The following is a 21,809-nucleotide window of genomic DNA, read 5'->3' on the forward strand; positions in this document are numbered from 1 at the left end:
GTCAATCTACCGATTGATTTTTTAACATTAAATAATTTCAGAATTCTAAACCTATAAAATAAATATGAAAAAACTTATCCCTGTCTTAATTGTATCAAGTAGTATTCTTGCTCTCAATCAGGGCATTGAATATTGGAAGGATAATGCTCAGCCCAATGTGGAAAGCTACCAATTGGTAAGCAAGATAGAAAAGAAAATAGATGATAAACCCAAAAAGAAAAAGCGAAAAACGGAAGAGCCTACACCGATTGAATCTTTTCCAGAAAATGTGATAAGTTTCTTCACAGAACAATATTTAAGTTTTTCATCAGCTCCTTTAGAAGAAGTTGTTTTATCTACACCAGAAGAAACAATTGAAGCTAACAACAAGGCGAATAGACTTGCACTAGCTTGCCCAGTACTACCTACTCCAACGATTGCGTTTACAACAGCCAATGTATCTTCAACTATTGGTTGTAGCAGTGTTTCAATGACTGCTGTTGGGTGTGGAGCCAACTCTGTTAGATGGTACCAAAATGGTGTTTTTCAAAGTACAGGTACTTCTTATAGTGCTTTTCCATCTAATACTTCCAATTATCATGCTGAGTGTTGGGATGGCTCTTCTTGTACAAGTACGCCAAGTAACATGGTTCAAATACCTGTTTGGAAAGTAAGGGTGACTCCTCTGACCATTGACCCAACTATTTGTGCAGGAAATACTGTAACATTTACCGCAGAGATTTATAATGCAAGTTCAACGCCATTTCCTTTGACGCCCACTTATCAATGGCAAAATAGTGGTAATAATATTTCATTAGCAACTAATCAATCTTATGTGGCCAATAGTTCGGGCAATTATAATGTAATGGTAAAATTACCAGCTCCATTTCCTGCTGGTTGTACAAGTTATGGTTATGCTCCTCAAGTAAACTATTTACCAACGCCAACTATTACAGCCAATACACCTACTAATGTTTGTCCTGGTAATTCGGTAAGTATGGGTTGGAATTATGATTATCAATTTTTCCAAGGTGCTGGGACACCCACTTATCAATGGAAAAAGGATGCTGTAAATATTGCCGGGGCTACGAGTGCATATTTTACTGCAACACAAGGGCCGGGGGCTTATACGCTTACTATAAGTAAAAATGGTTGTTCAGCTACTTCAGCACCAATAAATGTGACTAATTCAGGTTCGGCACCAGCAGGAAAACCGATAATTACAAATTCAGCTATTTCTAATACACCAGTGCCAAGTCCAGTGTATGCTTGTCCAAGTAATGGGGTTACTTTTTTTGCAAGTGGCTGTACTCCAGAACAACAACCTTACTGGAGTTATAAGTATTCTTATGGGGAAACAGGTAGTAGTATTGGTAACAGTGCTATTTTTTATAGTAAACAATTTTTGGGTAAACCAGCTGCATTAAAAATTACAGTACGATGTGGAACAGGCACAACGTGTCTTGGCTCAGCGAGTGATACTTTAATTTTGAGTCCTCCAAGCGTGGACATTATCAAAACAGTGGGCTCTACAATATGTAATCCAACAATCTTAACAGCCAGTAGTACACCCAATACCAATGTTTCGTTTCAATGGGCAATTAATTCTAATATCATTCCTGCTCCTTTTGGAACTGGAAATCAATATTCGGCCAATTCTGGAGGTGAGTATCAACTCTATGCAACTTACAGTAATTTGCCTGGGGGAAATTGTTTTATTTCAAGTGCCACAGTTAACACAACAAGCACGCTCGCAGTTGCAACGCCAAGCATTAAGGCTTGTAATGGTATCAACCCTAACGTATGTACTGAGCTTGCATCACCTGTTACATTGTTTTCTGGTTCTTCTGTAACATTGCAAGCAACTAATTGTAATGGTACCGTAACATGGTCAACTGGTGCAACTGGTTTTAGCTTGGTGGTATCAACAGCAGGTACTTATAACGCAACTTGTGGTAATGGTACTTGTACAAGTCCAAATAGTAATACCATTCAGGTGATAGTAAACCCCTGTAATGCAGCTGTTAATTTAGCTCATCCTGCTAATGATATTTCTACAAATCCAACAATAAATGGTACATTGTGGCAAGCATCGGCCACCAGTGGGGTAATTGTAGCATCGAATTGGATAACTGGAAGTGGTACGAAAGTTACATACCAAGCAAAAAGTATTTCGCTTTCACCTGGTTTTATTGCCAACTCAGGAACCATATTTTCAGCATCGGTTGGAGGTTGTAATTAGCCATCGTAAAGATAGGAGGAGAGCTAAGTTCTCCTCCCATTATCTTGCACTGGGGCAAGCTAAAAATAATTGTTCAAGGGCTTGATTTGGTGCAATTCCTTTTTGGGCATCTAATGGTATTTGTTCTAATAATGGACTGTCGCATTCATAGTTGTCTCGATAGATAATCAGCATCTTACTGAGCTTTTCTAAATCCCCAATTTGAAATGCTGTGGTAATCCACTCAAAATAGACTTGTTTTGGCATAAAAACAGTCATTAAATTGCCATTCCAAATCCAATTTACAAAACCCTCTGGCTTACCTAAACTATCAAAAATTTCCCTCAAAAGCTTGATATTATTAGCTATTTCGGTTGGAGGTATTTGTTTTAATTCTCTATCTATATCATAATTTGAGTCTTTTAAAGCTTTGGCATATAGTCTATAAAGTTTAGCAGGAACATATTGTGGAGCTATTTTAATAATTTTATCAAAATTAGCTATTCCTTCATCAAATCTACTCTGACTGATGGCAGCTCTTCCTTTTTGCATATAAGCTAAAACATAATTGGGAGATAATACTATCATTTTATCCAAGGTTTGCTTCCCTGTTGATAAATCATTGATATTCAATTCAATCATTGATTTTAATTCAAGCATTTTGACTGATGGCGGATGTCTTTTTATCTCTTTTTCTATAAGTTTTTGGACGCTTAAAGTATATAGTTGTTTTTGTTCGGGGAGTAGCTGACTTCCAAGAACAGTTTGATGCATAAAAGTCAATTGTTCAATCATATTAAGATTTACTGCTGAACGAATAGTATAGGTTTTATTGGATAATTCGATGAGGTTTTCGATTGTTGGTTCAGTGATAGCTTTGGAGAAAACCCAATACGAACGAATATTTTGGTAGGTAAATTGATAGAAAATGGTACCTAAAACGCCAATGAATAATAGATTGATGATTGAATCATATTTGTTGATACTCAAGATATTAATATCTTTTTTGGGACTATTCAGATAAATAAATGCTAAAATAATCATAGAAAAGATAGTGTTGACCAAACTATCAGGATTAAAGCAAATAAAGCAACAGTAGAAGAAAAGCCAACCAGTTAGCAAGATTTTTAATAATTGATGAAAATTTGAACGCCAAATACTCAATATAGCACTTATCCATATAGCAATATAGCATAAACCACCAAGCAAACCACCAGCTACAAACCAATCTAAAAAAACATTATGCGACCTATCGTACCATACTCCGTCTTCTGCTAATTTAGCGTTAAAAAATTTAGCATAAACATAAGTGAAATTCTCTTGTCCCCAACCCAAAAACCAACGGTCGGCAAAGCCTTCAAAAGCAATTTTCCAAACCAAAAAACGAGAATCAAGCGTACTTATATTTGTCAATCTACCAATAGGAAGATTTTTTTGAACCCAAGTATTTTGACTAATAAAGTAAAAGATTATAGTACAGAAAAAAAGAGTTAAAGTGCTAATAATTAGTGTTTTAACTCTTTTTTCTTTTTTTATCAAATTATAAATATAAAGGATTAGCATAGCAATTGCTGAAAGCAAGATTGCCATATAAAATGTCCGAGTAAGTGTCTGAAAAATGGCCCATATGAGAACAATGATTCCAATCAATAGAATCCATTTATGTTGAGGCTTATATTTGAGATAAAATATGGCGATTAAGAAAAGATGATTGGCTAAATAAAAACATAAAAAAGCTGGGTTTCCGATAGTAGAAATGAGTCTTCCTGCAAACTTTTCACCTGACAAAATACCAAAAATAGCTACCGCAAAAGCAACGATAAGCATCATCATAAAAACATATTTTTGATTGGTTTCATTTCTCAAAATGGCAGCAAGCAAAAAGAAAAATAGACATAATAAAATTGTATTAATTGCTCCCTCCATTCGTTCAAAAGTTGCTCCAATACTGAATAAACTATCATAAGATAATAGGTTTATTATCAATGTAATAGTTCCAAAAATAGCAATCGAAAGAGATAGGTTATTATAGGAAAAAGTCCAACTTTTCTTATCAGAGAGCAGATATGTTATTGCACACAAAAGCACTGAAACTTGAAATAAAAGAGCCTTCGGAACTACATAACCATAAAATCCAGCTCTATCAAAAATAAGTGGGATGAGCAAAATTAAAAATAAAAAAACAGCGGTGGTGTATCGGGTCAGCGTATGCATATACTTATGAAGCAGTAAATTTAAGAAAGTGTAATTTCAGTATAATTACGATTGTGTGGGAGAATTTTATCTCAAATTTATTTTACGGTCTTTTACACCAATAAAAAGCCCATCAAAACCAAGTTTTGATGGGCTTTTTATAAAAAAATTATAGATAAACGTCAATTTACTCGATTACCTTGCAGCGATAATCATTCCTAAGCCAATAACATAGCAGAGTAACATAATATTAAGAATCATGGATGTGCCTTTGGGTGCATTTTTGAACTCTTTCCAAATATAAATTCCCCAGATAGCTGCCACGATTGTGGCTCCTTGTCCTAATCCATACGAAATGGCTGGGCCTGCTTTGCCCGAAGCGATGATATTGAATGACATTCCTTTACACCAAATCATCCCACCTAAAATTCCCATCAAATGGTTTTTGAATGACCCTTTGAAATAATCACTATAATTGACGGGTTTTCCTTCAAATGGACGCTTCATTAGTAGTGTATTGAATATAAAATTGCTCAATAAAACACCAATCGCAAAAAAGAAAACAGCAGTATATGGACTGAGTTTGCCTGCCTCTGGTACATTGAAATCAGGGAACATGGCGGCAGCTACGTATTTATAGAAATAGCCCATTAGAATACCTGCAACAACTGATAGCAATAAGCCTTTGGTAGAAACTCCGCTATTGCCACTTTGCATTTTGCGATAGGCATTGGCATTTAATAAAATTGCTAAAACAATCAATGCCATGCCTCCGAAAAGTAAGGTTTTATCACCAACTGGATTATCAAGATAATTGACAATGACACCAATCACCAAAGCCAAACCAATGCCTACTGGGAAAGCCACTGACATTCCAGCAATAGTAATAGCAGCAACCAATAAAATATTAGCAGCATTGAAAACCACACCTCCAATCATTGCTGATTGAATACTTTGAGCATCTGCTTGTTTAATGTCTTCTATAAAACTTCGACCGCCTTCTCCAAAACTTCCAAAAGTTAAAGCAATAATGATTGCCATCAATAGCATTCCCAGTACATAGTCCCAGTAAAATGCCTCGAATCGCCAGTCTTTTGAGGCAAGTTTTTGCGTATTTGCCCAAGACCCCCAACAGAGCATCGTAACGATGGTGAAAACAACAGCGAGTGAATAATCTTGAATGATAAACATGGTTTTTGAATTTAGGATTTTACAAATGACGATTTACGAATGACGAATTGCGAATGACGATTTACGAATGACGATTTACGAATGACGATTTACGAATGACGATTTACGAATGACGATTTTGCAAATGGATTTCTTTATTTGTTACTCGTCATTCAACATTCGTCATTTTTTCTTTCTTTATTCGTAAATCGTCATTCGTAAACTCCTCATTTCTTCTTATAAGGTCCAAAAGTACCAATGGTTAATTTTTGCTGTGGTTTGCTCGAATACCAGATTAATTCTGATAAATAACAGATGATTTCAGGGTCAGGATTAATGAGTTTGAGCCTTACCTTATGCGACGAATCTGTTAATTGATATTTCCAACAAATTTCGTGGCGACGAGTAGTGAATTTTGCAGGAAGTTTGACAGTTTCACTCAATTTATCATCAATGTAAACTTCAATTACGGCAGACTTTTCACTTTTTGAGTCCCATGAACTACTACTTTTTGGCTTACTTTCTCCTTTTATTACGAATCCATTTCCTTCAAAATCAAGTTCCATTTCGTCTTCCAAAGTTTTGCCAATCCATTTTTTATCTAAAGGATATTGCCCTTCAAAACTTTGTTCAAAACGAACAGTAGTTGGTAATTGAGATTTGATGGTAATAGTGTTTCCTGTAACTTTTCCTCCATTGCGTTCGATGTTTAAAAGAGCATGTTTTGTACCTATTTCATAAACATCATTGAGTGAAGTACTGGTGTATTTAAAATCTAAATCTTCGATGTCTTTTAAGCCTAATTTCCAGTAGGCAGGAATGGCTTTATAACCTAACATTGCTCCTAAAATTCCACCTGCTGAAGAAGGGTTACAATCGGCATCTTGCCCACAACGAGTGGTAATTTCCATTGTTTCGGTAAAATCACCTTTTCCATACAATAATCCTAAAACCACATAAGCTGAGTTGATGGTGGCATCAATATTAAATGGAGCAAAAACGCCATCAGGGCAACCAATATCATTGGTCCATTTTTGTTGAAGTTCAAACCAAGTTTTTTTCCAATTGTCAGGATACATTTTGTGCCATTTGATTACATCCGTAATGCATTCATAGTACTTTGATTGCTTTGGAATGGTCTTTAAAGCCTCATTGACCACATAATTTATATCATTAGAGGTCAATGCTAATGAATACATGGCACCGATATAAACGCCTCCATACCAACCATCGCCATAATTCATAATATGACCGATTTTATCAGAAATTTTTGAGGCAGTATTAGGCATTCCAGGAGACATCAAGCCTGCAAAATCTGCTTCAATTTGGTAGTCAATGCAATCGGCATGTGGGTTATTGAGCCAATGTCCCGAGGCAGGAGGCATAATTCCTTGGAGGATATTATAGCGAGCTGCTTGGTTGGCATGCCAAAGCATATAACCCGCATTTGCGAATGCTTTGGCGTGAGATTGAACAGGAGCATCAAGTCCTTCTCGTTCAAAAACTTCTACAAAAGTTAAATCCATATAAAGGTCGTCATAAACACCTGGATTATTGACCATTGTTTTCTTCAATAGACCATCATACCATGGAATTTTTTGATAGTCATTAATCATCGTTCCGTTGAACTTAAATTCTACAGGAGCTCCAAATGTAACACCAATGGTTTGTCCAGCCCAACCACCCATTATTTTGTCTTTAAGTTGTTCTTTGCTCATAGTGATCATTTTTTGAGCATCCACAATAATTGATAATAACACGAAAAATGATAATAGTAAAGTCTTAATTATAAGGACTTTACCGAAAATTTGACTACGAATTGGAAGGGTTTTCATATTTATATAGTAGAAATAGATGTTTAGGATTGATAATTTTTTCACACATTCAATAAGTCAATCATTCACTCATTGAAGTTATCTCACTGCGTTTAGGAGCAGATGCTTGAGCTCCCATCCGAGTAACTGAAATGGCGGCAGCTCTACATGCAAAACTGATCGCTTGTTCTAAATCTTGCCCTTCTGAAAGGGCTACAGCTAAAGCTCCATTGAAAACATCACCTGCGGCGGTTGTATCTGTTGCTTCAACAACGGGGGCAGGAATCAAATGATTGATGGTATCATTATGCAAGTACGCTCCACGAGAACCTAATGTAATAATGACATTTTTTACACCTTTTTCATGCAATTTCAAGGCTGCTTGTTCGGCCGTATTTAAGTCAATTACTTTGATTCCTGTGAGTAATTCGGCTTCGGTTTCATTTGGCGTAATAATGTCAAGGTATTTGAAAACCGATTCATCCAATACTTGAGCGGGAGCGGGGTTTAAAATTACTTTTGCCCCACGTTCAAAGCTTTTTTTGATGGCAAATTCAACAGTGGGAATAGGGATTTCTAATTGAAATAAAACTGTATCGTTGGGCATAATTTGTCCAATTGCTTTTTCAACTTCGCTGATTTGTAAATTTCCATTTGCTCCAGAAGCAACGGCGATGCTATTTTCACCTTTAGCATCTACCAAAATTAAGGCAACGCCCGATGGGTTTTCAAGGTCAGTAAAAACAAAATCTGTATTGATACCTTCTCTTTGGAAACCCTGTATAGCTTGTTTTCCAAAAATATCATTGCCTGTTTTACTCACAAAAGTGACATTTGCTCCTAATTTTGCTGCTGCAACCGCCTGATTGGCTCCTTTTCCACCTGGATTCATCAAGAATGTTCCTCCAATAATGGTTTCTCCTGGGGCTGGAAGTTTCTGTGATTTTACCACCATATCGGTATTTGAACTACCGATAACAAATATTTTTTGTTTCATCTACCTAAATTTTGTTTTAAATATGCATCCATAATTCTCTTCAAAAATTCATCGGTATTGATGCCAACACCAATTTCAGCATTGGGAGTTTTGGTTTTGTCAATTCTTGTATAACCTTTGTCATCAACCTCAATAAATACTTTTTCAGTTTTGAATAAGTCTGGGTAAAGTGCCATTCCGATGGCAACTGCATCAAAAAGTGTAGGCGTTGCCGTATTTGACCAAAGTGTGGTAAGTCCGCATAAAGTACTTGTCAAAACGCTTTGTCGATACAATAAACGTTCTTGATTGGCTTTGTTCCATTTCACAAAAGTCGTAATGTCAAGTCCTGCATAAACAATATTTGCACCTGAGTTGACAAATTTTTTGGAAGCCTCAATATCTACCTTTACATTCCATTCTGGATTGATTGTTGGACTACCATTATACCCAATATAAAATGAGCCAAACATGGCAATTATCTTCTTTGCCAGTTTTAGTGCTTGTGGGTCTTTTTCGATAATATCCTTCATATTGGTAACAGGGCCAACCGAAAACAAAATCACTTCATTGGGATATTTATGCAATTGTTCGATGATAAAATCTGCTCCAGATTGCTGAATTGGTTTGACTTTATTAAACCCTTTCGACCAGTAATATTGTTCGGCGTACCAATTGGCACGCTCATCTGTGTTTGAAGTATTTCGACCCATCGCCACAGGGATTTTCTCTAAACCTGTTTCGTAGAGCATTTTGCAAGCCATTTCAGCTCGGTCATTGGTGCGGCCGTAGCAAGTAGTAATTCCCAAAATCTCAAATTTATCTGTGTTTGAAAGCATCAATGCAACAGCGAAGGCATCATCAATATCATCACCTAAGTCGCAGTCGAGAATCACTTTTTGTTTTTGTGCTTGTAGTGCGATTGTTGTGAATAAAAAGAAGATGAAGAGATGTAGTTTTTTCATGTTTTTGTTTAAATTATATTCAAATTAAATACAATTTTTTCATTGTTTAATAATATTTATTTAGCCAATATTGTGTAATTTTGGCTAATTACAAATTAGATTATTTTTTATAATTAATTGTTTATCAGTATTTTATAAGTATAATTTAGCTAATATAAAACTTTTAATTCCAGATAAATGAACCTTATCACATTAAAAAACCTCATTTATTCACTCTCGAAAGCTGAGAAAAAAAGTTTTAGCTTGCTTACAGGAATGCAAGAAGGCGACAAAAAATACTTGAAATTGTATGAATATTTATTGACGACCAAAAATATTGACATCGAAAATCTTGAAAAAAGCTATACAAAAAATGGATTAGAAGCAGCCAGAAAGCATTTGACGCATAATCTAATGAAGGCGATTCGACAAGCAGAAAATGATAAAAATGTGGAAAATCGCTTAATTATTGATTTGAAAGATGCCCAAATTTTACATCGAAAAGGTTTTGTAAGTGAGAGTTTTGAGTATTTAGATAAGATAAAACAAACGGCTTTAAACAATGAATTATATCCTTATTTTTTAATGGCCGCTCGACTCGAATTGCAATATTTGACACGATTGCAATTGGCAGGACTTGACGAATTTGAAATGATAAAAAAACAAAGTAAAATTGAAGAAATTCTTGAACATGAAATGCAAGTACATCGACATTCGAGCTTGCATGAAATCTTATTGATTCGCTATTGGAGAAAAGGGACTGTCAATAGTTTAAAAGAAAAAACAAAGTTAAATGACTTATTATTAGAGGAATACAATATTTTAAATAATAGAAATTATCGTTCTTTTGAATCTCAAAAACTTCATCTCAATTTCCAATCGGCTTATTTTATGATGATTGGTGACCATGAAGGAAGTTTGAAGCTTTTTTATGAGTTGGATGCACTATTTCAGAAAAATACACACCTTTGGAAAGACTCACCAACTTATTATATTTATCTATTAGATGGAATTCTGACTGATTTGTGTGCAATGGAACGTTTCAACGAAATGCCTTTTTTTGTTAATCAATTGAAAAATATAAGTTCTGATTCACAAGATTTGAATTGGCAAATTGAGCTATTAGCAACGCATCATCAACTCACAATTTTTAATCAAACCAATCAGTTTCAGGAAGCAGCTACATTTCTTGAATTTCAGAAAGAAATGATTGAAAAACTTACCGTAAATACTCCTTTTAATTCACAAGCACAATTATGTCTGACGATTGCCATTACGCACTTTTGGCGACAAGAATACAAACAAACGCTTCGTTTTTTGAATTTTATGTTGAATAATTATCGAAATACTTTTTCGTACCAAATTTATGTTCAGTCGAGGTTTTTGTTTTTAATTACACAATATGAATTAGCCAATTTTGATTATTTACGTTATGAAATTCGTTCGTTTGAGCGAAAACTAAAAGCTGATAAACAAGAAAGTTTTCTTGAAAATTTGCTGCTTGAAATATTAAAAAAATTAACACAAAAGCCTAAAAATCTATTAAAACTATTTGAGGATTTTATAAAAAAAATACAAGCATTAGATGATTCTTCCAATCAATTAAGGCTTTTCAAAACTTTACTGATTGAGCGGTGGTTGCTCAGAAACAAGATTGATGAATTTAATCATTAGGTATTTAACAATATAATTATTTCTTCTAATTTTGATACCTCATCTAACCAAAGAAAAGTATGCACTTCCTCTCAAAAAAACTTTTTTATATTTTTATTCTCTTTTTTATCAATGTTTCGTCTTTCGCTCAAAACAATGAGAAAACTCCTTACGTTGTGATGGTTTCGTTTGATGGCTTCAGACATGATTATGTAGAAAAATATAATGCTAAAAACATTAAAAAATTCATCAAAAAAGGTGCTGCTGCTGAAATGATGCAGCCATCATTTCCAAGCAAAACTTTCCCTAATCATTATACTTTAGTCACTGGACTTTACCCTGGACACCACGGTTTGGTTGATAATACTTTTTATGATAAAGGGCGAGATACATTTTATTCCATTCGTCAACGAGACAAAGTTGAAGATCCTTATTATTATGGTGGCTTGCCTTTATGGCAATTGGTTCAGCAAAACGGTATGAAATCTGCATCTTACTTTTGGGTTGGTTCTGAGGCTCCAATAGGAGGGAAGTTTCCTGATTATTATTACCGATTTGATGATGCTGTGCCACCCAAAAAACGTGTTCAAGCTGTATTTGATTGGTTGAAATTACCTGAAGCTGAGCGTCCAAATTTGATGACAATTTATTTTTCGATGGTTGACACACAAGGACATGAATATGGACCCAATGGAGAAAAAACCAAAGAAGCTGTAATGCAGGCCGATAGTTTGGTTGGGATGTTGATGGCAGGTTTGAAAAAGATTGATTTGCCTGTCAATGTCATTTTGGTTTCCGACCACGGAATGTATGAAATGCAAAACAAACCTCAGTATTTTATTTACCAAGAAGACTTACTGGCAGGTTTGTCAAAAGATGATTTTATATTTGTGAATAATAGTACTCATGCCAATATTTTCATTAAAAATAAAGCTAAAGAAGAAGAAATTTATACTTCTATCAAAGCGAAAGAAGCTCATTTTAAGATTTATAAAAAAGCGGATATTCCTGAAAAATTGCATTTCAATGAGCATCCTCGCATCGGAGATTTGTTTTTTGTGGTTGAGCCTGCTTACAGTATCTATTCGAAAGAAGCTTTGGAAAAGAAACCAGAAACCAGAAATGTGTGGGGTGTACATGGTTTTGACCCAACCATAACGCCTGAAATGGGTGCCATTTTTTATGCCAATGGACCTAATATCAAGAAAGGAAAGAAATTACCAACTTTTCAGAATATCCACGTTTATCCATTGGTAGCAGCGATTTTAGGAATCACTCCTCCGAAAATTGATGGAGATATTAAGGTTTTGGAAGGTATTTTGAAAAAATAACATAATCAAAAATATGATGAATCAAGAAATAAACAGAATCATCAAAGCGATTAAAGCCGCTTATGATGGTAAAGGTTGGTTTGGAGATAATCTTCTGCAACAATTAGAAGGAATTGATGCTGTAAAAGCCTATAAAGTTCCTGAAAAGCTCAACCATTCTATTGCTGAAATTATCCATCACATGATGGCTTGGCGGCTTTTTGTTGTAGAAAAATTGAATGGAAATGCTGAGTATGAAGTTTGGGATACTGAGCTCAATTGGGTGAAAATTACGAGTTTAGATGAAGGAAATTGGGTATTTTTGAAACAAAAATTAGCAGAAAACCAACAACTTTTAATACAAACGATTCAACAAAAAGCAGAAGAATTATTAGATAGCAAAGTAGATGGTAGGTCTTATAATTTTCGTTTAATGCTTCAAGGTATCACTCAACACGATATATATCATATTGGACAGATTTCTATGGTTAAAAAGTTAGTATCATAGAAAAAAAATATTGTTATAATTCTAAGCCTTTTCTAATGTGAGTTTAATTCGATTCTAATTTGTCTGTTGTAGTTTTGTTCTATCTTATAAGGAGTAAGTCTTTGAGGATTAGGAAAATTTTAGTTTTTAGTTTAGCAGAAAAAGCAGTTGATATTCAACTGCTTTTTTAAGTTTAAAGATATTTCAAAATAATTAGTAAATTGGAGATGATTATTAAATAAAAATGATAGAGAATAAAAAAATACTTATTGTTGAGGACGAAAGTAAAGTAGCAACTTTTATCAAAAAAGGCTTACAAACCCAAAGTTTTGATGCTGAAATAGCAGAAACAGGAAGTGATGCAAAGCTGCTTTATGATACTCAAGTCTTTGACCTAATTATCTTAGACATTGGTCTGCCTGATATGAGTGGTTTAGATGTTTGTGCATATATTCGGGCAAAAAACACTAAAATTCCGATTTTGATGCTGACAGCTTTAGGTACTGTGGCTGATAAATTATCGGGTTTTGAAGTAGGAACGGATGATTATATGGTAAAACCCTTCGATTTTATGGAACTTTTGGTAAGGGTAAAAGCTCTGCTCAAAAGAACTGTTGAGGTAGAGCAACCTTCTGAAAAGCTCCAAGAAGCTGATTTAGAACTTGATTTGAAGGAAAAAGTAGCCCGCCGAAATGGAAAAGTAGTTGAGCTGACAGCCAAAGAATTTAGCTTGCTTGAATACCTGATGATCAACAAAGGTCGTGTAGTATCGAAGGTTGATATTGCTGAAAAAGTTTGGGATATTAATTTTGACACTGGCACTAATTTTATAGAAGTATATGTCAATTACCTTCGTAATAAAATAGATAAAGGGTTTTCTAATAAGCTCATTCATACAATTGTAGGCATGGGCTATATGCTAAAAAACAAATGACAATTCGGACACGTATGACGGTGCTATTTTTGGGCATCTTTTCTATTTTATTACTAATTTTTTCAGCGATTATCTATTTCGAAAGTGAAATTTATCGCCAAGAAGAATACAAAACTCGGCTGCGTCAAGAGGCACTTACGGCAGCAACTATCATTTTCAATAAAAACGAAATTAGCCCCGATCTACTTAAACTTTTAGATAAGAACAATGTAACGGCTCTCAACCAAGAAGAAATCATTATCTATGATGTAGATAATAAAGTAATTTATGAAAGTGGCTCAGATTCAACTAATTTGAAACATGATATTTTAGACCAAATAAGACAAGAAAAAGAGCTTTTTTGGAAAGAAAATAACCTTGAAATGTATGGAATTGTTATCAAAAATAACAATAAGGAGTACATTGTTTTGGCATCATCAGTTGATAAATATGGCTTGCAGAAACAACGGAATTTGGCTTTAACGTTAGGTTTTTCTGCTTTGATTTTGGTTTGTGTCAGTGCTGTTACTGGCTGGATATTTGCTCGAAGGATGCTTCTGCCGATTCAACAAATGATTAATAAAATTGATAAAATTCGTGCATCTCAACTTAATTTAAGGCTTGATGAAGGAAATAAAGCCGATGAATTAGAGCAACTTTCGATTCGTTTTAATCAAATGCTCGACCGCCTTGAAAGTGCTTTTCAAACTCAACGCTCGTTTGTTTCTCATGCTTCTCATGAGCTGCGAACACCACTTACGGCTATTACTGGACAAATTCAAGTCTCACTTTTGGCTAATGATAATCCTGCCGATTTAAAACTAATGATTCAATCAGTATTGGATGATGTACAGCAACTGAACAAACTAACAAATAACCTTTTAGATCTGACAAGTATTGATGCCGATGATACAAAATTTAGGCATTTTCTCGTGAATGTATTAGAGATTATTTGGCAAATTCGAACGGAATTGCTCAAGAAAAATCCTGATTATCAGATACTTATCAATTTAGATGATGCTACCGATTTAATGCCTGAAGTGAAAGGAGATGAGAGTTTGCTCTATACCGCTTTGATTAATTTAATAGAAAATGGAGCGAAGTTTTCACCAAATCATCAAGTTGAAATTAATATTAAAATTGAAAATCAAGCTTTGATTATTGCTTTTCATAATGAAGGTTCGGTCATTCCTTTCAATGAATTGAATCAAATTTTTGAACCTTTCAAAAGAGGCTCAAACGCACGAAATACCAAAGGACATGGTGTTGGATTATCTTTGACTCGACGCATCGTACAACTTCATAAAGGTCAAATCAGTGTTGTTTCTTCAAAAGAAGAGGGAACAATCTTTACGCTTTTACTTCCCAAATAAATTCTAAGCAATTTCTAATATTAGCTTAATTCTAACCTAATATTATTCTTTTATCTTTGTATTGTCATCAGAGAGAAATACATTGGTATTGATTGATGTGATTAAATATTATTCGAAAAAAATATAAACATAAAAACAATGAAAACTTTCGTAAAGTATGTTTTCGCTTTTGTAGCATTGGGTTCTGGTTCGGTTTTTGCCCAGAAATCATCAATAGATTCACCACATAATTACAAACGTCCAGTTTTTCAACAAAGAAAAGCTCTTTCAGAAAGTAAGAATGTGACAGTATTTAGCCAACCAGCTAATCAAATCAAAAACGATATTAGTTCGGTGCATAATTACAAGCGTCAAGGTAAAGTGGATTTTTCATCGGAAGCTACTTTAGTCATTGAAATGCCCGCTACTGAACCCACATCCATAAATCCGCTTTTATCGTCTAACCACTATAAAAGCCAATTTCAAACAACTGAGTATAGCCGACAAATGGCTTTCAAAAAAGGTAGTTTAGACCAAACTACCATAAATATTGCCAGAAAAGACTCGGTAAAAACGGCAGTAAATTAATCAATTTATATTTTCTGAATAGCCAAGGTTACTCGGAAAATCCATCTCAACCTCTATAAAAATGACAATGTTTGAATATCGCAAAATGATACTTGAGAAAGTAAGTTTTGAACCTCAAATTTTTAAAAAAGAGTTAAGAAAGGCTCTTCGACAATCAACCAAAGATGAGTTTAGATTATTAATGGAATGGTGTCGTGAAAAATTTGGAAAAAATAGCCAAACAGAAAACTCATTAGTAGTCTGAATGTATTTATGATGCAAATAGTGTTTTTTAGGTTTTGAAAACGCAAGAATAGTGCGATAATTTTGATTATTATCGCACTATCTTTATTTTAAATGCTCTGGTAAAGTAATATTTATACTCGATTCGTCAGCAATCGGCGTGAGTCTTTTACTTGGAATCGGAATAATTCCTGACCAAATTGGCAAGGCTTTGTCTTCTTCATCATCATTTGGCATTCCTGCACGCATACGTGCTGATGCTTCCGAAATATCAAAAACCAAAAGCATAGTTTTGTTCACCTCGTTGGCTTTCATTGGACGAAGATAATCCCAACTATTGGGTACTATTTTATCGGTCAATTCTTTGAAAAATAGGGCTTTTGCTTCATAATCATCTATTCTGATGGCATTTGAAAAAATAATGACCGAACGATAATTAACCGAATGATGGAAGGCAGATTTTGCCACCACAAGCGAATCAGTGAGCATTACAGAAATACAAACGGGTATTCCTGACTCAATCCCTCGCAAAAAATGACTACCAACTGAGCCATGAATATAGAGTTTGTTTTCTTTGCGAACAAAGGCAGTTGGAATTGAAAAGGGTTGATTATCAATCGAATAGCTGATGGTGCAAAATAATGCTTCATCTAAAATCGAATAAATCAATTCTTCGTCGTATTGTGTACGCTTTGGCATTCTGCTCGTAGTCGTACGTGGGGTTTGTTGTAGCATAATTTTCTTTGGTTTTATAATTCAAGTCTAAAATGGTGATAGACGATTCTCATTCCTTTGTTTAAATAAAGTCGATGAGCATCATAACGCTGATGTCCCGAATCGAGATGAACTGCTTTTAAGCCTTCGGATTTAGCTTTTTCCACCACATAATCAAATAGTTTTCCTGCATGACCTTTGCCTCGTGCTTCTGGTAGGGTCGAGAGGTCATCAATATAAATGTATCGACCGTCGAAAAGTGAGGTAAGATATCGAAAACCACAGGCCGAAATTGCTTCATTGTTTTCTTCGATAAATATCAACGAATAGTTTTCGGCTTGCATTTTTGGTAATAATTCAAGCAATAGTTCGGGTGTAAGATGTGGGCGTAGTGCTTGCAGTACCCTAAAACATTTTAAATAATCTTCTTTGGTTTGAGCGGTTTTGATTTGCATAAAAATCTTTTGTTTTGAAATTCTATGCACAAAAGTATATCTTTACTGGATGGATATAATCAACCAGTTTTAAGAAAATGAGTAGTCCAGTTGTATTTCCTTACAAATCACTTTTGGTGATTGATAAAAAGTTGAAAATGCCTGTTTATCAGCAGATTACGAATCAGTTTTTAGCTTTAATTCGTAATGGAACTTTGAAGTCGGGGCAAAAAATATTGAGTTCAAGACAATTGAGTGAAGTTTTAGAAGTCCATCGAAAAACAATTATTGTTGCTTTAGATGAGTTATTGGCTCAAGGTTGGCTCGAAACCAAACAAGGAAGTGGCACTTTTGTTGCCAATAATTTACCCGAAATTAAAGCTCAGAAATTGAAAGAAAATGATAGTTTTTCTATAAACAAAGATGGAAAACTATCAGCAGGTTTTAGTTTTGAACCAAAGCCTTTTTTACAACGAGAAGTAGTAAAAGCCTCCGATAAATTGCATTTAGATGATGGTTTTCCCGACCCTCGTTTAGCTCCTTTACTTGATTTGTCGAGGGCTTATAGAAGCAATTTGATTCATGGGAATTCGTATGTTAAATTAGGATATGGCGATACAAAAGGCTCGATGTGGTTGCGACAAGAATTGGCAAAATACCTGAATGAAAGCAGAGGTTTAAAAATCACAGCAGATAATATTTTGATTGTGCGAGGAACAATGATGGCGATGTATTTGCTCACAACAGCATTCGTAAAAAAAGGTGATAATGTGGTTTTAGGAGAAAAAACTTGGTCGAGTGCTAAGATAAATTTCCAACATGCGGGAGCAAATATCTTGACGATTCCGACTGATGAAAATGGTATTTTGGTTGATGAATTAGAAGAAATTTGCAAAAAGCAAACCATTAGATTGATTTACATAACATCACACCACGATTATCCGACAACTGTTACGTTAAAAGCAGACCGTCGCATAAAACTCTTGAATTTGGCCCAAAAATATCGTTTTATAATCTTTGAAGATGATTATGACTATGACTTTCATTATCAAAGCAAGCCACTTTTACCGCTCGCCAGTGCCGATGATGCGGGTGTGGTGCTTTATTCGGGGTCGTTTACTAAAAGTATTTCTCCCGCGTTTCGGGTGGGGTATTTGGTTGCTCCCGAAGAAGTGATTGAACATTTGTCACACTATCGTAGAATTATTGACCGTCAGGGAGATTTGATGCTTGAAAACTCAATTGCTGAACTTTTGCAAGAAGGAATTATTCAAAAATACCTCCGAAAATCATTGCGTGAGTACCGAGAAAGGCGTGATGTTTTTTGTGAATTATTGAAGCAAAATTTAACAAATGAAATTGATTTCCAAATTCCCGAAGGTGGAATGGCAGTTTGGGCGAAATTTAAGGAAGGCATAGATTTAGTAAAGTCAGCCGAAAATGCCTTAAAAAATGGACTCTATTTTTCTAATGGTTTACAGCATAATTTGCCTAATAGAAATATCAATTCTACCCGTTTGGGCTTTGCCTCTTCGACAGTGGAGGAGTTGAGAAAATGTGTTGAGATTTTGAGGAATAGTTTAGTAAAGTGTTGAGCATCAATTGATTAATAATGCCTAATTTGCACACAAGACGGCTCATGGATTTTTATGCTATTACCAACTTTTTTTAATAAACCTGTTTTTGCATTTCGCTTAAAAACTATCACATCGCCACTTACTTGATTGGCCACAATCACAAATTTCCCAGTTGGGTCAATGCCAAACATGCGTGGATGCTCGCCCAAAGTAGATTGATAGCCAACGGTTTTGAGTGTACCATCTTTTTCGATGGAAAAAATAGCAATCGTATCTTCTTTCCCACGATTGGAAGCATATAAAAATTTACTATCAGGCGAAAGATGAATATCGGCACTTCCAAAACCATTTTTATATTGACTTGTATGAGCTTCAATTCTTTGAATACTGGTCAATTTGCCATTTTCGTAAGCATAAACACTCACCGTTCCCGAAAGTTCTTCGATGCAATAAGCAATCTTTCCATTTGGGTGAAAAGTAAAATGCCTTGGACCACTGCCTGCCACAGTTTGGGTAAAAGGATAAGGAGTTTCTTGTAAAGGCTGTTTTTGCGAACTATCAAATTGGTAACATCTGATTTTATCTGCACCTAAATCGGGTAAAAAAACATAATCATTTTTAGGTGAAAATACTGCTGAATGAACATGTGAGCGTTCTTGTCTTTTTGGGTCAATACTGTGTTCGGTTGTATATTGAAAGTTTTGCACAAAAGGGCTTATTTTTCCATTTTCAAGCGAATAAACTGAGGCACTTCCCTCAGTATAGTTAGCATTAACGAGCCATTTCCCACTTTGATGAACCGACAAATAAACAGGGTTTTCACCGCCACTTCTTTGGCTGTTGATAAAAGTTAAGGTTTTTTGTTGAGTATCAAAGGCATAGCTGCTAATGCTGCCCGCATTGGGCGTTTTTGTATCAGTGCAAGCATATAAATACTTGCCATCGGGTGATAAATTCAGATAAGAAGCATTATGAACATTAACACTTGTGATTTTTTTTAAAGCCCCTTTTGGAGTCAGTTGATAAACATAAATGCCTTCTTGGGTATTATCCAAACTGTATGAGCCAATGAAAACATAAGTATTTTGTGCATATAAATGAAGGCTAAGCAATAGCGAAAGTATAAATATTATAGTCTTTTTTGTCATTTTAGGTCTAAGTTTATCTTCGAACAAGTTCTTTTTTTTAAATTCCAAATAACATCAATTCTTTTTCTTCGCCTCCAAATTTTATCATTTTTTCAAAATGCAAACCAATCTTTTTAATCAAGCCAATTGATTTTTCATTATCAGGATTCACGATGGCAATGATTCTTTTGATTTTGAGTGTATTTAAAGCATAATCAAGCGTGGCTGATGCTGCTTCATAGCCAAATCCTTTGCTAATGAGATGAGGTAGAAAAGCAAAACCAATATCAATATCAGGTAAAGAATCTCGCTTGATAAGTCCACACATACCAATTGTTTTGCCTGAAGTTTTTTCAATCACTGCATAAAAACCGAAGCCATTTTCTTGATAACTTTTCAAAGTGCCATTTTTAAGATAATTTTCTGCATCTTCAATCGAATGAACATTTCTATCACCAATGAATTGCAGCCAAGTAGGCGTATTTAGCAATTCGAGCATAAAAGGTGCATCCTCTAATGTGAGTTTTCGTAAGTACAGTCTTTCGGTTTCGATAAGTATTTGCATAGCCTAATTTTTTTCTACTTCAAACCCAAAACCTCCGCAGTTCTTTCACGAGTATCATGAGCTAATTGAGCATCAGACGCCAAAGATTTGCTATATGATGGAATCAATTTTGATAATTCTGTTTGCCAATGAGGTGTTGCTTCTAAAGCAGGGAAACATTTTTTCAATAAACTGAGCATGATGCTTACCGAAGTCGATGCTCCTGGTGATGCTCCGAGCAAAGTTGCCAATGAACCATCATGGGCATAAACTACCTCAGTGCCGAATTCCAATACACCACCTTCTTTCTCATCTTTTTTGATAACTTGTACACGCTGTCCTGCTTGCTGTAATTCCCAATCTTCCAATTTTGCCTCTGGAAAATATTCGAGTAGGGCATCTAAGCGGTCTTCGGGCGATTGACTTACTTGCTCGATGAGGTATTTTGTGAGCGGAATATTGTGAATTCCTGCCGAAACCAACGGCAAAATATTGTTCCATTTGACCGAAAGCGGCAAATCTAAATATGAACCATGTTTCAAGAATTTTGTAGAAAAACCTGCAAAAGGGCCAAAAAGTAAGGCTTTTTTGCCATCAATCATGCGAGTATCAAGGTGAGGAACGGACATGGGAGGCGAACCTACATTGGCTTTGCCATAAACTTTTGCATAATGTTTTTCAATCAATTCAGCTTTGTTACAAACCAACCATTGTCCGCTAATTGGAAATCCACCATAACCATTTCCTTCGGGAATATCCGCTTTTTCGAGTAAGGGTAGAGAGCCTCCGCCCGCTCCAATAAAGACAAATTTAGATGTATAAATGGTTTCTCCTTTCGTTTCTAAATCTTTTACGGTCAACGCCCACAAACCATTTTCAAGGCGTTTGATGTCTTCTACCTCATTGTTTAAATGAAGTGTGACATTGTTGTCTTCATGCAAATAAGTAAACATTGAACGAGCCAAAGCTCCAAAATTGACATCTGTACCAATATCCATGCGAGTACTAGCTACTTCTTGGGACACTTCACGCCCATCCATAATCAAAGGCATCCATTCGCTGAGCTGGTCATGATTCGTTGAAAATTGCATTTCGCTGAATAAATGATGTTTACTCATAGATTCATAGCGTTTGCGGAGGAAAGTGGTATTGTTTTCACCCCAAACAAAGCTAATATGAGGAATCGGTCGAATGACATTTTTGGGATTTTCGATAATACCTTCTTGTGCCAATGAAGCCCAAAATTCCTTCGATTTTTCAAAAGATTCAGCAATTTTGATAGCTTTTTCGATATTTATAGTACCGTCTTCTTGTTCAGTAGTATAGTTGAGTTCGCAAAAAGCCGAATGACCCGTACCTGCATTATTCCATGCTTCCGATGACTCGGCAGTAACTTTGTCCATTCGCTCAAAAATATTTATTCTCCATTCAGGTTCTAATTTTTTCAAAAAAGTACCTAAAGTTGCACTCATAATTCCTGCCCCAATCAATATGACTTCAGTATAATTTTCTGTTTGATCTTTTTTCATAATTAAGTACAACGGATTTCCTAATCCGTTCATTTTTAATATTTTACTACTCTATAGCAAAC

The 21,809-nt window shown here is 35.1% G+C and carries 19 protein-coding genes; 9 read left to right on the forward strand and 10 right to left on the reverse strand.

Annotated elements, in window-relative coordinates; translation table 11 throughout:
* Positions 1-64: 64 nt before the first annotated feature.
* Complete coding sequence (locus tag ACQUQZ_RS05505) at positions 65-2,221, forward strand: 3-coathanger stack domain-containing protein (RefSeq protein ID WP_435353772.1); 2,157 nt, start codon at positions 65-67, stop codon at positions 2,219-2,221.
* Positions 2,222-2,260: 39 nt separating this feature from the next.
* Here the strand turns inward: ACQUQZ_RS05505 and ACQUQZ_RS05510 are convergent, their stop codons facing one another.
* The 5 genes from ACQUQZ_RS05510 to ACQUQZ_RS05530 form a co-directional block, all read right to left on the reverse strand.
* Positions 2,261-4,414, reverse strand: a complete 2,154-nt coding sequence (locus tag ACQUQZ_RS05510; protein WP_435353773.1) for an O-antigen ligase family protein — start codon at positions 4,412-4,414, stop codon at positions 2,261-2,263.
* Positions 4,415-4,588: 174 nt separating this feature from the next.
* Positions 4,589-5,584, reverse strand: coding sequence for a GRP family sugar transporter (locus tag ACQUQZ_RS05515; protein ID WP_435353774.1), 996 nt, complete (start codon positions 5,582-5,584; stop codon positions 4,589-4,591).
* Positions 5,585-5,790: 206 nt separating this feature from the next.
* A complete protein-coding gene (locus ACQUQZ_RS05520; RefSeq protein WP_435353775.1) occupies positions 5,791-7,281 on the reverse strand; it encodes an ADP-ribosylglycohydrolase family protein in 1,491 nt (496 codons plus the stop codon).
* A gap of 178 nt (positions 7,282-7,459) precedes the next feature.
* Positions 7,460-8,374: a ribokinase gene (gene rbsK, locus ACQUQZ_RS05525; RefSeq protein ID WP_435353776.1), complete on the reverse strand. Its 915-nt coding sequence runs from the start codon at positions 8,372-8,374 to the stop codon at positions 7,460-7,462.
* Positions 8,371-9,318, reverse strand: coding sequence for a nucleoside hydrolase (locus ACQUQZ_RS05530; protein WP_435353777.1), 948 nt, complete (start codon positions 9,316-9,318; stop codon positions 8,371-8,373). Before ACQUQZ_RS05530 ends, rbsK begins: the two co-directional genes overlap by 4 nt.
* A 177-nt stretch (positions 9,319-9,495) precedes the next feature.
* On the opposite strand from ACQUQZ_RS05530, the gene ACQUQZ_RS05535 reads away from it, so the two are divergent.
* From ACQUQZ_RS05535 to ACQUQZ_RS05565, 7 genes are all read left to right on the forward strand, one after another.
* Positions 9,496-10,971, forward strand: a complete 1,476-nt coding sequence (locus ACQUQZ_RS05535; RefSeq protein ID WP_435353778.1) for a hypothetical protein — start codon at positions 9,496-9,498, stop codon at positions 10,969-10,971.
* A 59-nt stretch (positions 10,972-11,030) separates the two neighbouring features.
* Positions 11,031-12,281 carry an ectonucleotide pyrophosphatase/phosphodiesterase gene (locus tag ACQUQZ_RS05540; protein WP_435353780.1) on the forward strand — a complete coding sequence of 417 codons (1,251 nt, stop codon included), beginning with the start codon at positions 11,031-11,033 and terminating at the stop codon, positions 12,279-12,281.
* A 16-nt stretch (positions 12,282-12,297) separates the two neighbouring features.
* On the forward strand, positions 12,298-12,768 hold the full coding sequence (locus ACQUQZ_RS05545) for a DinB family protein (RefSeq protein ID WP_435353781.1): 471 nt from the start codon (positions 12,298-12,300) through the stop codon (positions 12,766-12,768).
* Positions 12,769-12,991: 223 nt separating this feature from the next.
* The gene (locus tag ACQUQZ_RS05550; protein WP_435353782.1) at positions 12,992-13,681 is read left to right on the forward strand and encodes a response regulator transcription factor; all 690 of its coding nucleotides are present in this window, start codon (positions 12,992-12,994) and stop codon (positions 13,679-13,681) included.
* Positions 13,678-15,033, forward strand: a complete 1,356-nt coding sequence (locus ACQUQZ_RS05555; protein ID WP_435353784.1) for an ATP-binding protein — start codon at positions 13,678-13,680, stop codon at positions 15,031-15,033. The genes ACQUQZ_RS05550 and ACQUQZ_RS05555 overlap by 4 nt, the downstream gene beginning before the upstream one ends.
* 138 nt (positions 15,034-15,171) lie before the next feature.
* Entirely contained in the window at positions 15,172-15,600 is a 429-nt protein-coding gene (locus tag ACQUQZ_RS05560; protein ID WP_435353785.1) for a hypothetical protein, read from the forward strand.
* A 61-nt stretch (positions 15,601-15,661) separates the two neighbouring features.
* On the forward strand, positions 15,662-15,844 hold the full coding sequence (locus ACQUQZ_RS05565; protein ID WP_435353786.1) for a hypothetical protein: 183 nt from the start codon (positions 15,662-15,664) through the stop codon (positions 15,842-15,844).
* An 83-nt stretch (positions 15,845-15,927) separates the two neighbouring features.
* On the opposite strand, the gene ACQUQZ_RS05570 is transcribed toward ACQUQZ_RS05565, so the two are convergent.
* Positions 15,928-16,557 (reverse strand): pyridoxamine 5'-phosphate oxidase family protein, encoded by a 630-nt coding sequence (locus tag ACQUQZ_RS05570; protein ID WP_435353788.1) that lies wholly within the window; start codon positions 16,555-16,557, stop codon positions 15,928-15,930.
* Positions 16,558-16,571: 14 nt separating this feature from the next.
* Positions 16,572-16,991 (reverse strand): GNAT family N-acetyltransferase, encoded by a 420-nt coding sequence (locus tag ACQUQZ_RS05575; protein ID WP_435353789.1) that lies wholly within the window; start codon positions 16,989-16,991, stop codon positions 16,572-16,574.
* Between the two features lie 77 nt (positions 16,992-17,068).
* On the opposite strand from ACQUQZ_RS05575, the gene ACQUQZ_RS05580 reads away from it, so the two are divergent.
* Positions 17,069-18,565 (forward strand): PLP-dependent aminotransferase family protein, encoded by a 1,497-nt coding sequence (locus ACQUQZ_RS05580; RefSeq protein ID WP_435353790.1) that lies wholly within the window; start codon positions 17,069-17,071, stop codon positions 18,563-18,565.
* A gap of 11 nt (positions 18,566-18,576) precedes the next feature.
* Here ACQUQZ_RS05580 and ACQUQZ_RS05585 read toward each other — a convergent pair whose 3' ends face one another.
* Genes ACQUQZ_RS05585 through ACQUQZ_RS05595 form a run of 3 tightly spaced genes read right to left on the reverse strand, consistent with a single transcriptional unit; the run spans position 18,577 to position 21,747 of the window.
* Positions 18,577-19,695 carry a lactonase family protein gene (locus tag ACQUQZ_RS05585; RefSeq protein ID WP_435353791.1) on the reverse strand — a complete coding sequence of 373 codons (1,119 nt, stop codon included), beginning with the start codon at positions 19,693-19,695 and terminating at the stop codon, positions 18,577-18,579.
* 37 nt (positions 19,696-19,732) lie between these two features.
* Positions 19,733-20,239 (reverse strand): GNAT family N-acetyltransferase, encoded by a 507-nt coding sequence (locus ACQUQZ_RS05590; RefSeq protein WP_435353793.1) that lies wholly within the window; start codon positions 20,237-20,239, stop codon positions 19,733-19,735.
* A gap of 14 nt (positions 20,240-20,253) precedes the next feature.
* On the reverse strand, positions 20,254-21,747 hold the full coding sequence (locus ACQUQZ_RS05595; RefSeq protein ID WP_435353794.1) for a malate:quinone oxidoreductase: 1,494 nt from the start codon (positions 21,745-21,747) through the stop codon (positions 20,254-20,256).
* Positions 21,748-21,809: the final 62 nt, after the last annotated feature.

Source organism: Emticicia sp. SJ17W-69 (assembly GCF_051209875.1).
In the GTDB taxonomy this organism is placed as follows: domain Bacteria; phylum Bacteroidota; class Bacteroidia; order Cytophagales; family Spirosomataceae; genus Emticicia.

What these genes read in the sequence shown, in the direction of transcription:
- ACQUQZ_RS05505 (WP_435353772.1), top strand. Translation starts at nt 65, where the DNA reads ATGAAAAAACTTATCCCTGTCTTAATTGTATCAAGTAGTATTCTTGCT.
- ACQUQZ_RS05510 (WP_435353773.1), bottom strand. Translation starts at nt 4,414, where the DNA reads ATGCATACGCTGACCCGATACACCACCGCTGTTTTTTTATTTTTAATT.
- ACQUQZ_RS05515 (WP_435353774.1), bottom strand. Translation starts at nt 5,584, where the DNA reads ATGTTTATCATTCAAGATTATTCACTCGCTGTTGTTTTCACCATCGTT.
- ACQUQZ_RS05520 (WP_435353775.1), bottom strand. Translation starts at nt 7,281, where the DNA reads ATGAGCAAAGAACAACTTAAAGACAAAATAATGGGTGGTTGGGCTGGA.
- rbsK (WP_435353776.1), bottom strand. Translation starts at nt 8,374, where the DNA reads ATGAAACAAAAAATATTTGTTATCGGTAGTTCAAATACCGATATGGTG.
- ACQUQZ_RS05530 (WP_435353777.1), bottom strand. Translation starts at nt 9,318, where the DNA reads ATGAAAAAACTACATCTCTTCATCTTCTTTTTATTCACAACAATCGCA.
- ACQUQZ_RS05535 (WP_435353778.1), top strand. Translation starts at nt 9,496, where the DNA reads ATGAACCTTATCACATTAAAAAACCTCATTTATTCACTCTCGAAAGCT.
- ACQUQZ_RS05540 (WP_435353780.1), top strand. Translation starts at nt 11,031, where the DNA reads ATGCACTTCCTCTCAAAAAAACTTTTTTATATTTTTATTCTCTTTTTT.
- ACQUQZ_RS05545 (WP_435353781.1), top strand. Translation starts at nt 12,298, where the DNA reads ATGAATCAAGAAATAAACAGAATCATCAAAGCGATTAAAGCCGCTTAT.
- ACQUQZ_RS05550 (WP_435353782.1), top strand. Translation starts at nt 12,992, where the DNA reads ATGATAGAGAATAAAAAAATACTTATTGTTGAGGACGAAAGTAAAGTA.
- ACQUQZ_RS05555 (WP_435353784.1), top strand. Translation starts at nt 13,678, where the DNA reads ATGACAATTCGGACACGTATGACGGTGCTATTTTTGGGCATCTTTTCT.
- ACQUQZ_RS05560 (WP_435353785.1), top strand. Translation starts at nt 15,172, where the DNA reads ATGAAAACTTTCGTAAAGTATGTTTTCGCTTTTGTAGCATTGGGTTCT.
- ACQUQZ_RS05565 (WP_435353786.1), top strand. Translation starts at nt 15,662, where the DNA reads ATGACAATGTTTGAATATCGCAAAATGATACTTGAGAAAGTAAGTTTT.
- ACQUQZ_RS05570 (WP_435353788.1), bottom strand. Translation starts at nt 16,557, where the DNA reads ATGCTACAACAAACCCCACGTACGACTACGAGCAGAATGCCAAAGCGT.
- ACQUQZ_RS05575 (WP_435353789.1), bottom strand. Translation starts at nt 16,991, where the DNA reads ATGCAAATCAAAACCGCTCAAACCAAAGAAGATTATTTAAAATGTTTT.
- ACQUQZ_RS05580 (WP_435353790.1), top strand. Translation starts at nt 17,069, where the DNA reads ATGAGTAGTCCAGTTGTATTTCCTTACAAATCACTTTTGGTGATTGAT.
- ACQUQZ_RS05585 (WP_435353791.1), bottom strand. Translation starts at nt 19,695, where the DNA reads ATGACAAAAAAGACTATAATATTTATACTTTCGCTATTGCTTAGCCTT.
- ACQUQZ_RS05590 (WP_435353793.1), bottom strand. Translation starts at nt 20,239, where the DNA reads ATGCAAATACTTATCGAAACCGAAAGACTGTACTTACGAAAACTCACA.
- ACQUQZ_RS05595 (WP_435353794.1), bottom strand. Translation starts at nt 21,747, where the DNA reads ATGAAAAAAGATCAAACAGAAAATTATACTGAAGTCATATTGATTGGG.